A 12,237-nucleotide genomic window follows, 5' to 3' on the forward strand; every position below is an offset into this window, starting at 1 on the left:
GTAATTTTATGCTTTTTTGCCCCTAATACCATATACATACCAAATTCTTTTTGCCGAAGTGATAATAAAAATGAATTGGCGTATAAAATGTAAAATAATGTAATAAACCCTAATAAAAATGAGCCCGTTTGGAAGACAGAAAAAATTCCATCCATGGAATTCCCTTCGATAAACGTTTTATTTAACGCTAACGTTTGAAACATATAAAAAATTGAAATAGACATAATAAGACCAACTAATAAGACAATATAGTCTTTTCGTTTATTTTTTAATCCCGATATGGAAAGTTTGAATAACATGTTGAACCTTCTTTCTTATGCTTTTTGTGTGCCTAAATCCGCAAGCACATCTAAAATTTCTTTATAGAACTCATCACGCGTACCTCTGCGATGAATTTCTTTATACAGTCCTCCGTCTTGGATGAATAAAATACGTCGGCAGTAACTCGCACTAAATGGATCATGTGTAACCATCATAATCGAAACACACTGCTCTTCATTTAAGTTGGTCATCGCCTCTAATAAACTTTTCGCATTTTTAGAATCAAGTGCTCCTGTTGGCTCATCACCTAAAATAATTGCTGGCTCATGTACAAGTGCACGTGCCGCTGCCGAACGTTGTTTTTGTCCACCAGATACTTCAGACGGATATTTTTGAAGAATCCCTGAAATCCCTAACATTTCTGCTACCTTTTTCACCTTTGATCCAATTATTTTCGATTGAGCACCTTGTAGAGAAAGTGGTAATGCAATGTTTTCATAGATTGATAAATTTTCAAGTAAGTTAAAATCTTGAAAAATAAACCCTAGTTTCTTTGAGCGAAAATCAGATAATTCCCCTTGCTTCATTTTCGTAATATCTGTTCCAGTAATTTTAACAATTCCACCTGTCGCTTTATCTAATGTAGAAATTACATTCAATAATGTTGTTTTTCCTGAACCAGATGGTCCCATAATCCCAACAAACTCACCCTCTTGGATCGAGAACGATACATTCTTTAATGCATGTGATTGGCTCTCACCTTTTTTACCGTATACCTTTTGTACATTCTTTACCTCTACAACTGATGTTTTCATATATACCCTCCTACACTTCTTTTCCTATTCTTATTTTTCTCATATATTTTTCCGAATACTTTTTAAGCCATTTCTAAGTATAGATAGCATTTCTTAATAAATAGTAGCGGATATTCTTAACATTTCTTTAAGAATATGAAAAAGCCCCAAAGCTAGTAGCTTGGGACTTTTTCATATTCTATTTTTGAGTAAGAAATAAGGTATTTATTTCTCCTCTTTAATCTTAATTTTTGCTTGTTTATAGAAATCTAATTTCTCTTTGTTATATTCCTTTGTATATCCATTAAACTTCTCTTTCTCTCGTTGAATCTCCTCATTCATTTGATTTACACCTTTAATCTTTTCACTAATCTTTTTTAAGTTCGTTTCTTTTTCGCCTAAGCTTTTATATACTTCTCTTTCAAATTCCATCAACTTTTGATACGAATCATTTATCTGACTAAAAGACGTGTAACGCTTTTTATAAATATCTTGTATGTTTTTTGCTTGTTTCTGAAGAGCTGCACCTTCCATTTTGTCTATAGTTTTATGAACTGATTTTACTTCTTCTTGCGCTTTTCCAAAAGCTTCTTTTTCTTTTTTCACTACTTTTTCACGATCATTAATATTTTTTGTAGCTTGCTCTAGCTTCGGCATAATTGCTTGGTTACTATCTTTACCATCATTTATAATTTGATTGTATAACTCTTGACCTTGTTTTTCTAAAACCTCTAGTTTTTTCACATCTTCAGAAACCGTCTTTTCTTGCTTCGTCGCATTTTCAAGTGCTACGTACAATTCTGCTTCTGGCTTCGCGCCAAAACACCCTGTTAATAAGCTTATGGATATAATTCCCGTAATCGCTAACGCTTTATAAGTCAATGTCAATTCCTCCTATGTTACATACGTTTATCATGCATAAAGTTCAATGGGAAATGATCATCTTCATGATATGCTTCAAATTCATACCCTTTTTCTTTCAAACCTTTAATAATCGCAGGTACTGCAGCAACGGACTGCGGATGAATGTCATGCATCAAAATAACTTCTTTTGGATCTGTCGCACCAGCCAATACATTTTGAACAATTTTCGCTTTCGCAGTATCAATTGGTACACTATTATATTCCCAATCTAATGAATCAATTGTCCAGTCCCATACTCTAAGATCATTTTCTACAACTTTATTACGAAGTTCTTCGTGTAATCCTGGCTTTGAACCATATGGTGGACGTGTTAGTTTTGGAGCATGTCCAAGAATACTAGCAATTAAACCTTGATCCTCTTTCATTTCATCTACGTAGCCACCTTGGGCATATAATTTCTTATTATTGTGCGTCATACTATGCATTCCAACATAGTGTCCTTCCGCTTCTTCTCGTTTTACTAAATCAGGATATGATTTTACATTTTGACCGATTAGAAAAAATGTTGCTTTTGCATCATTTTCCTTTAATATGTCTAGTAACTGTGCCGTATATTTTCCTGGGCCATCATCAAAAGTAAGATAGGCAATTTTCCTAGTTTGACCATTAAATTGCGTTGGTGCAACCTTATTCATCTCCACTTTTATTTGTTCATTTGCATGTTGAACTGGATTCTCTTGATTTGCTATTGCTTTTGCAGGTGAGGTTATCGATTGAAATATGAAAAAAGCGCCCCCCACTACAACTGCAGCTACCGTCATGACAACTATGTTTTTTACCTTTAACAATTTCCCCATTCTATTAATTCCTTTCTACATCCATTACTTATTTATACTAAAATGAAGCACAAATCTATTTTTTTAAGTCTTCCTTTTTATCTATTTTATCGTTCCTTTGGAAGAACAATCCTCTTATATAATTGAACAGTGATCAAATAGTAGACCACGTAAATGATTAGAAATATACAAATCGGAAGTCCAATATTCACATATGGATTCACAAAGAATTTAACAAATGTAAATATATTCATTCCTACCAAAACATGTATGAGACCCAATATTGCTGGAAAGAGGAATACAATACCTAATTCTTTATACATAGATTGTATAAGTAATTCTTTACGTACCCCTATTTTCCGAAGCACCTCATACCGCCCTATATCTTTCGTAGCCCCAGAAAGGATCTTAAACATTAAACAACTTGCCATCATAGCTAAAAAAGCAAGACCTAAAAAGAATCCCATAAAGGAAGTTCCTTTTGAAAAAACGAGCATAGATTCGTAATCACCATAGTTTGTTGGTAAATATACGTCTTCCTTAGGCTTATTAGTAGCAGCGGCTATTTTTTCAATTTGACGATTATCCATCTCTTTTAACTCTGTCTTATACCGTAAAATATTATCGATTTTAGCAATAAAAAACGCATGCTCATTCCCTTGAATTGCTTCATAACGGTTTTCATCGACGATATAGACAGGTTTACGATCATATACAAAAATATTCGATTTAAAATCACTATCCATACTCTTATCCCAATTCAGCGGTAACGTAGAACTAGATGGATCAACTCCCTCCCGCTTAAACATCCTATAGCTCGAAGATGGAAGTTGTTCAGAAATATGTGTTGTCTCTTTCTTTCCGAACAAAAGTGGAGGATTCTCTAATAATTCCTCTTTTAAATAGTAAACAGCCTCATTATCCACTTTATATTTATATTGTTTTTTATCTACAATTTTCATTTTTTCCATAGCTTTATAATCCGTTGCTTCTGGATCATGAAGTGTAATATCATACCCTGGCATTCTTTCTGCTGTAAGGATTACATTTTGCTGCAAAGACATACCGCCAGCCATCGCTCCAACACCTAGTCCGATTAACATCGTTACCGTTCCTAATATTTTCGCCAAACTACTTACACGGAATTGCAGTTGCGCAAATGTAAATGCATTTAATTTCTTTTCGTTTAAATAGCGCGTTTTCTTTAACCTCTTAACAAACACAGGTAAGAGCGAAATAAATATAAAATATGTTCCAAGGGTAATTGTGAATAATGGAAGTAAAATGGAACCAGTACTTTTTATTCCTACAAAGATGACGAAATAATATCCTACACCTATCCCTAGCAAACTACATAAGGTTAACAGTATTGTGATAGGACCTTTTATTCGTATACGCTCTGTTTGTTGCTCTGTACGAATTAAATCTAATTCTGTCTTAAGTGTTATTCGAATCGAATTCACAACGGATGTAAGCAGAAACAACACACTAAAGAATATAAATGTTATTTTGAATGCGGGACCATAAAAAGCTTGGTAACCCTCCGCTGATATTTCCAATTGTTTTGTTAAAAATCGACTTGCGAAATTAGAAAGAATAGCTCCGAATAAACTACCTAGCACCAGTGAAATCATTCCCATAGCTAACGTCTCAAAAAATAAGAGTTGACTAATTTTACTCTTTTTGGCTCCTAATACAAGATACATACCAAGTTCTTTCCGCCGTAGTGAGAGAAGAAATGAGTTTGTATAAAAAATATAAAAGCAGGTAATAAATGCCACCAAAATAGATCCTATTTGAAATGCAAATACAATTGAACCAATAATGCTGTTATTCATTGTAAATTCTTTATTTAGCGCAAGTGTTTGAAACATGTAAAATATAGAAATTGAGATTACAAGACCTATTAGTAAAACGATGTAATCCTTTATCATTTTTTTCATACTGGAAATAGAAAGTTTTAATAACATACTTTCCACCCAGTTTTTTCTACAGTATAGTATGTTACATTCCTCTTTTTACCATGCTTTTTTTGTACAGCTTTCACGTCAAATATTGAAGTTTTCATATTGCCTCCTGTCGTTGTTGTAATCATTATGATAATGATATTTTTATAGTCACTAGTTATCATTTTATCTTTTCATTACAATCAAAAACATTGATTCCTCTTACATAACTATTACATTTTTGTAAGGTTTATTATAAATTCTTATATTATGTTTTAAAGTTACAGAAAATTCATTTCATATACCATCATCTTCATTAAAGTGAAACTAATAATTATTTCAACTTATCACTTTTCTCTTACTGAAATCATGCATGAAATACTACAGATTCGTACTATATTGTTTAGATTTTTCCTATCCCATCGGAGAAATTATACGAATAATTAATATTACAAAGGTGAAAAAAAAGAACCACTACCATACTTAATAACTTCCCATTCATTACTACTTCGCCTCTTATGTTAGTATACTTGTCCAAGATAAAGATAAGATAAAGATAAAATAAAAACAAAATAGAGACATTGCAGAAAATTATTGAATCCAAAGGTAATTGCTTATTTCAAATAATATTTACAACTAGTTAATACAATTCTACTTTTTCTTATTCCTCTTAATCTTACTCTACCTAAAAAAAGAAATGATATTCATCTCTTTTTTGCTATCCTTTAGGTTCTACTAAAATGACATGTTCTAAATCATATAAATTCGCCTTTGGTTTTGCATAAATAGTATAAGCAAGACCATATTGATCTGGTTCTTGCTCTATTACCTCCGCTACTTCAAGACCAGGTGGTATTTTCTGGCTCAATTCAGAGGTAATAATGCTATCACCTATTTTTATTTCTTTCGCTTTATCTGATGGAATATTTTCAATTCGAAGGGCTTGTTTTTTCTTATCGTACCCTGTAACAAATCCTAAAATGGATGAATTATTTTGGAGGGTGATTGCTAAACGATTCGTTCGTTCATCTTTCGTAATTAATTTCACAACAGATGTAAATTGTTCTACACTCTCTACCTTTCCAATAAGACCATTCACTGTAATCACAGCCATATCAACCTTTACACCATGTTGCGCCCCTCTATCAAGAGTGATTTCCCCATACCAATCTTCTGCTACACGCCTTACTACTGTAGCTTGAATTAAATTGTATTTTCCTTGTTCCTTTAATTCTCTCGTCTTGTTCATAAGTTGAGTAAGGTTTTCTTTCTCCTCACTTAACATTTGTACTTTACTCTTTAACGATTCTTGGTGTTCAATTTTTTCTTTCAATAATTGATTCTCTTTATATACTTTATAAATGTCTTCTATATTGTGAATAATATTTTGTACATGTCTATTATTCGTACATACATACATCATCAATAAAGCCAAAAGGACAATTGAAAGAAATAATAATATTTTCTTATTAGAAACCTGCATAATTATCCTGTTACTCCTTACCATTTTTTATCTACATACTATAGAATACTAGTAATTGTATACAGAAGAAATGCAGTTTAGATAAAGTTAAGATAAACTTTATCTTCTTTATAAAAAATTTAGAAATCATCATATACTGCCACTATATTCGAAACTTGATCGTTACTTTATCTATTGAATACAACTTATCATTTCTATAATTAAACATGTTTTATTGTTATTTTTTCTTTTGCTTTAGCGGGTATTTCATCACCTTGTATCTCTTCCCATTTCATACCATAAGTTCTTTTCGATGTAATCTTTAAATAAGCTCCTATTCGTAAATGTTTTGAAGAAGTCATCATAATTTTTTGCTCTTGACCGGATTCATTATATCCTTTGAATTTATACCTCCATCTAGCATATCCCCCACTTTTATTAGCTCCATATTCACCATCATTATCGACAACCGTATAATAAACATCTTCTTTAATAAACGGATTAATCTGATCTACAATCGGCCCACCTTTCACTATAAGTAATATAATTCCAAATATAATCAATATCATAAACGCACTTAATTTTTTCATATAACTTTTTATTCTCCTCTTCTCATATTCATTAATTAACTTCTTCTAAATCAAATGCAATACTATCACTCATTTTTACCTATTAGAAGATAACCGAGATCCTCAATATTCTTCTAATTAAATTGGCAATAAGATAATAAATTGAATAACTCCATTTTCGTATTCTGCACGAATTTCTCCTTTATGCAATTCAACAATGCTTTTTGCAATTGCAAGCCCCAAGCCTGAACCTTCTACAGCTCTACTTCTCGATTGGTCTTTTTTATAAAAACGCTCAAACAAATTCTCCAATTCTTTTTTTGTAAATTCTTCACTATGATTCGCTATAGAAATTCGGATATGCTGTTCTTCTCTTTGAAGTGAAACTTGAATTTCTGCTTTATCTATACTGTATTTGATCGCATTTATTAAAAGGTTTTCAAACACACGCACCATTTTTTCCGAGTCCACAACAGCATATATACGTTCTTCCTGAAATTCTTTTACAAAAGAAAGATCATGTTCCTCTGCTTGCGGTACTAGTTCCTCTATTAATTGGTCAAGTAGTTCATTTATACACACTTCTTGGGCATCTAACACCATAGTTTCGTCTGTTAGCTTTGTATACTCAAACAAGTCCTCTATTAATGTCTTTAATTGCTCTGACTTTGAGAAAGCAATTTTTATATACTCATCATGCTGTTCTTTATTTTCATATTTCGCATCACCTAGTAATCGTAAGTATCCCATAATAGAAGTAAGCGGCGTTCGTAAATCATGTGATACATTGGTAATCAGTTCCGTTTTTTGTTTCTCTATTTGTTTTTCTTTTTCTATATTAGACAGCAGCTTTTCTGCCATTTGATTAATATTCAAAATTAATAATCCTATCTCATCTTGACCTTCCTGTTTGATTTTATACTGTAAGTTACCTTTCGAAAACTCTCTTACTCCTTCCGCCATTGCCTCAATCTGATTCATCTTCCTTTTTGTTACATAAAAGAAAGAGAATAAAAAAGTAATAAATGCTAATAAATATGGAAATGGACTGTCATTCACTATATACTTTACATTTCCTTGAGGTATACCACTTGCAATAATATACATATTTTTCGTATCAATAGTAACTGGATAAAAGGTTGTAAACTCCTTACGCCTTTGTTCAGTTCCATCCTGAATTAAATTCTGCGCTTCTACATATCGTACTTGATTCATCTTAAAATCCATTACATTACGCATCGTCTCATGAAGATTGATTTGTTCTTCCGATGCGCCTCTTGTTTTATAAATCACTTTTCCATTCTCATCTATTATTAAAATTTTTAATTGATTTTGATGATTCGATTGATCAAGCAATTCTTGTATATTATCCTTACCTTCTTCTATCATACTCTCAACAAGCCTTTGTGTTTGCCCATCAATCGCTTCCATACCCGATGCGTAATCAATAATAGAAATTTTATTAATCTCCTCGAAAAAAGAAGACGAACTCCACCCCACTAATGCACCAAATAGCGTACAGAAAGTAAATGTAGCAATCAACTGTACTCGTATACTTTTTTGTAAATAACTCACTGTCTTTCCTATCATTTTTTTTAAAACTTGATTCATCCATCTTATCGGTTCAAATATCTTTCTCAATCTTGTAGCCAACTCCCCATACTGTTTTAATGTAACGAGGCTTCCTTGGAATTTCCTCTATCTTTTCACGTATTTTTCGAATATGCACCATTACAGTTTTATTAAATTGAAACGCTTGCTCTTTCCACGCCCTTTCATAAATTTGTTCTGCACTTAATACCATCCCTTGATTTCGAGAAAGTAATTCTAAAACCGCAAACTCTTTCGGTGTTAATTTTACTTCTTTATTTGCAACAATGACCTTACGTGTTCCTATGTGAATCTTCATATCTCCAATTTCAATTTCATCTTTATCTTGTACACTTAATCCGCCCATTTTCGTATATCTTCGAAGCTTTGATTTAATACGAACAATGAGTTCAAGCGGATTAAATGGCTTTTCTACATAATCGTCTGCCCCAGTTGTTAATCCTAAAATTTTATCCATATCTTGTGTTTTTGCCGATAACATTATAATTGGCATCTCTGATATTTCTCTAACTCTCATACACATATGAATACCATCTATTTTTGGCATCATAATATCTAATACAATTAAATGTACTTCGTTTTTCTTTAATAACTCTAAGCCTTCTTCTCCATCTCCGGCTTGTAATACTTCATATCCTTCATTTTTTAAATAGATGCTAATAAGTTTTCTAATTTCCTTCTCATCATCTACTACAAGTATTGTTTCTTTACTCACAATAAATCCTCCATTTTCCTAACAATCAAAGGTGCTACAAGCTATCACTTAATATCTGAGTTTTCTTTTGCATATATAAATAAAAATCAGGTACTACAACAACCTTACCACCAAAATACATGTCATAATTCGCCACAAGTCCTACGTTTACCAAACATGGAACCAAGTATAAAATATCTTGTTACTAATGCATAATGTCCATATCTGCCAATCATTTCTTGTGATTTTGAAAAGTAGTTTACTTTTCATCAATCTATCAGGTACTTTAGCACCTAATTCCCTTCCAAGCATCTAGCCCAACACAACTCCTAAATAAGTTAACAAAAAAGCTAGAATTACACTTAGTCTGCCCAGCGATGATACAAATCCACCATTAATTACAATCATTTCATCTGGAATTAGCATACCGACAATTCAGAGCCATAAGCAAAAGAATATCGCTGCATAACCATACTGTTCAATATAGGATAAGCATTCATGTAATTCCATTACGCGTAAGTCCTCCTAGTCTCTTTTCGACAACTAAAAATATAAGCTGGAGGAAAATTGAACCCAACTTTTTTTATTAAAATTTCCGAGAAAAAATTTTGTGAAAACCCTTTTTTTACAAGCGAATATTGAAATGTAATAACATCATCCTTCTCTTGTAATGACTCTACCACATTATTTAAAACTCGTGATGATACTTCTTGTGGTAATGTTATAAATGGTAAGCTAGATAGTACATAATCAATCTTTTTTATCTTTAACTTTTCGGTATACTTTTTCATATTTTCGGCTGATTCATGAATGACAACAACATGTGGATCATCTCCATACTGTTCCTCTAACCTTTTGAAAAAAACTTCATTAATCCAAATCAAAATAAATGTGGTTTGTTTCTTTTTTTCTTCATAAATTGAGTATTGTTTAAGATAGATTTTAGTATAAATAGTATTTCTTAATAAATATTGGGGGGATTTCTTAATTTTTTCTTAGGAAAATAAAAAGAAAGAGGATTATAGCGTACTCCTTTAATACACAGGGGAATTTCACCTTTAGAAAAAATGACATTTTTTTGAAGGGGAGTAATTCAAAGTCTTAGATCGATGGGCATGTATGATGGCTTCTAATAGGGTAAAATGAATGTGAATAGAAAAGAAGGATTTTTTCGTTATGGGGAACAACAAAATTCTTAAGTTGATGGCAATGTAGCTGGACCCCTTATTCCCCCTTTTCGAGGAGACGGACAAAAACCCCCTACATAAAAAGAAACTTCCTCATGACAGTAAAGGTGTCTTATTAAAAAAATGTTTTAGACTATAGAAAAAAGTATTAGACTGTTGAAAAATAGTTGTAGACTGAAAAGATGTTTTCTATACATGAAAGTACTTTTCGCTAACATAAAAAGTCTCGCAAAACATTTAAAAGTCCCTTCAGAAGTACTGAAGGAATTTTCTATTCACATAATCAGTGTTATTGGATGTAAATCAAAAAGCTATTGATTTTCTTGAGTAAATAGAAAGTGCTTTTATTTTTCTTTTATTTACTTTAATATCAATAAGGGCACCAAAAAAATAGATAGAGGTGCTAAAATGTACGGTATTATTAATTATGAAGTGTTTTTACTAACAGGGATTTTATTAAATCTAATTCCTGGCGCAGACACCATGTATATTATGGGGAGAAGTATTTCACAAGGTAGAAAAGCAGGTGTATATTCTGTTTTTGGTATTATTACTGGTTCTTTAGTTCATACGTTATTGGTTGCTTTTGGTTTATCTATTATACTTACAAAATCCGTTGTGTTATTTAACACCATTAAGGTTATAGGTGTTATCTATCTTGTATATCTAGGGATTAAAATGATACTTGATAAGACAAATATAGCTTTCAAAGCTTCATCCAATAAATTGAACATTAGAAAGATATATTTACAAGGACTTTTAACAAGTCTTACGAATCCAAAAGTCTCTTTATTCTTTATTGCGTTTCTTCCGCAATTTATAGATACAAAGGCTTCAGGTCCTATGCCTTTTATCATTTTAGGACTTACTTTTACAGCAACTGGACTATTGTGGTGTTTATTTGTTGCTTATTTCTCTTCGTATGTCACAAAAAAATTAAGAGGAAACCAAAAGGTAGGAATGATTCTAAATAAGGTAACAGGAATGATTTTTATTGGTATGGGGTTAAAGTTGCTTCAAACTAAAGCTCCTCAATAAACCTGAATAACATAAAAATGCCCCCTTTCAAGAGATGTTATCTTGGGTTTAAGCTAATTTCTATATACTAAAAAGTCTCTTCAAAATTTGAAGGGACTTTTTGCTTGTTATTTTGGTTTATCTAAAAATTCATTTCATAGTTCATGATCTAGTCTAATACTTTATTTTAATCAATTGTCATGTATCTTCGTGCCCTCTAATGACAAGACTAAATCTTTTCTGTATTACATTTAGAGATCACGCTAATACATTTTACGGAAGATGAAAAGCCGATTTTCCTACGTTAAGGGAAAAATCATTCCTTCTTGAAGAGAGGGCTGTGTAGCAATGGAACTAGGGATTCGGCCGAGATACGTGTAAAAACGGGTCATGGGTTGGATTTTATTTCCATGATATAAACTTCTTCTACTTTTATAGATACATGATGAAATTTTTAACATGATTTATATAAAAATAAAAAACAAACGATTCTTTCGACAAGCTTTAGAGGAAGAATCGTTTGTTTTTTTATTAGTGAGTAACTACTTTCCTACACAATTTTTGTAGGTTAAATCAGGTTCCATGCCAAGTATAATTACTATTTAATTTTCTAGATATCTGTATAGCGTGGATTTGCTAATCCCTGTTTCATCTTTTATTTGAGCGAGACTATACTCTCCACTTTGATACATAACTATCGCACGTTTTACATTTTCGTCAGGTTTTCTTGGTCGTCCTGGAGTGATTCCTTTTTGTTTTGCTTCATATAAGCCTTTTTTTGTTTTTTCACTTATCACGTCGCTTTGAAAATTAACAAGATGATTTACAATATAGCTGAATGGATATCCAGCTGTATTGCTTGTATCAACTCCCTCAGTAAGAGATTGAAAATAAGCACCTTTCATATCAATTTTTTCTATTAGGGGTAGCGCCACATGCCCATCAAGCTAATATTTTGAAGTGCCCCCAAAACGAAAATTTTATTATTTTACAGTT

The 12,237-nt window shown here is 31.9% G+C and carries 9 protein-coding genes and 4 pseudogenes; 1 reads left to right on the forward strand and 12 read right to left on the reverse strand.

Going from position 1 to position 12,237, the window contains the following annotated elements:
• The 11 genes and pseudogenes from MR167_RS17240 to MR167_RS17290 all read right to left on the reverse strand — a co-directional run.
• A pseudogene (locus MR167_RS17240) lies at positions 1–299 on the reverse strand (ABC transporter permease); the annotation flags it as partial.
• Positions 300–314: 15 nt separating this feature from the next.
• A complete protein-coding gene (locus MR167_RS17245; protein WP_242315081.1) occupies positions 315–1,076 on the reverse strand; it encodes an ABC transporter ATP-binding protein in 762 nt (253 codons plus the stop codon).
• A gap of 204 nt (positions 1,077–1,280) precedes the next feature.
• Positions 1,281–1,937 (reverse strand): YkyA family protein, encoded by a 657-nt coding sequence (locus MR167_RS17250; protein ID WP_242315082.1) that lies wholly within the window; start codon positions 1,935–1,937, stop codon positions 1,281–1,283.
• A 17-nt stretch (positions 1,938–1,954) separates the two neighbouring features.
• A complete protein-coding gene (locus tag MR167_RS17255) occupies positions 1,955–2,776 on the reverse strand; it encodes a peptidoglycan-N-acetylglucosamine deacetylase (RefSeq protein WP_242315083.1) in 822 nt (273 codons plus the stop codon).
• A gap of 86 nt (positions 2,777–2,862) precedes the next feature.
• The gene (locus MR167_RS17260; protein WP_242315084.1) at positions 2,863–4,725 is read right to left on the reverse strand and encodes an FtsX-like permease family protein; all 1,863 of its coding nucleotides are present in this window, start codon (positions 4,723–4,725) and stop codon (positions 2,863–2,865) included.
• A 694-nt stretch (positions 4,726–5,419) separates the two neighbouring features.
• On the reverse strand, positions 5,420–6,184 hold the full coding sequence (gene mreC, locus MR167_RS17265) for a rod shape-determining protein MreC (RefSeq protein WP_242315085.1): 765 nt from the start codon (positions 6,182–6,184) through the stop codon (positions 5,420–5,422).
• 200 nt (positions 6,185–6,384) lie between these two features.
• Positions 6,385–6,753: a YxeA family protein gene (locus tag MR167_RS17270; RefSeq protein ID WP_242315086.1), complete on the reverse strand. Its 369-nt coding sequence runs from the start codon at positions 6,751–6,753 to the stop codon at positions 6,385–6,387.
• 117 nt (positions 6,754–6,870) lie between these two features.
• On the reverse strand, positions 6,871–8,373 hold the full coding sequence (locus tag MR167_RS17275; protein ID WP_242315088.1) for a sensor histidine kinase: 1,503 nt from the start codon (positions 8,371–8,373) through the stop codon (positions 6,871–6,873).
• A complete protein-coding gene (locus MR167_RS17280; RefSeq protein WP_242315090.1) occupies positions 8,357–9,058 on the reverse strand; it encodes a response regulator transcription factor in 702 nt (233 codons plus the stop codon). The genes MR167_RS17275 and MR167_RS17280 overlap by 17 nt, the downstream gene beginning before the upstream one ends.
• Positions 9,059–9,092: 34 nt before the next feature.
• A pseudogene (locus MR167_RS17285) lies at positions 9,093–9,472 on the reverse strand (DedA family protein).
• Positions 9,473–9,546: 74 nt separating this feature from the next.
• A pseudogene (locus tag MR167_RS17290) lies at positions 9,547–9,984 on the reverse strand (SAM-dependent methyltransferase); the annotation flags it as partial.
• 648 nt (positions 9,985–10,632) lie between these two features.
• Between MR167_RS17290 and MR167_RS17295 the strand changes: the two are divergent.
• Positions 10,633–11,262, forward strand: a complete 630-nt coding sequence (locus MR167_RS17295; protein WP_242315092.1) for a LysE family translocator — start codon at positions 10,633–10,635, stop codon at positions 11,260–11,262.
• Between the two features lie 581 nt (positions 11,263–11,843).
• Here the strand turns inward: MR167_RS17295 and MR167_RS17300 are convergent.
• Positions 11,844–12,164, reverse strand: a pseudogene (locus MR167_RS17300) (helix-turn-helix domain-containing protein); the annotation flags it as partial.
• Between the last annotated feature and the right edge of the window lie 73 nt (positions 12,165–12,237).

This window comes from Bacillus cereus group sp. BfR-BA-01355 (assembly GCF_022663675.1).
Classification (GTDB): domain Bacteria; phylum Bacillota; class Bacilli; order Bacillales; family Bacillaceae_G; genus Bacillus_A; species Bacillus_A thuringiensis_S.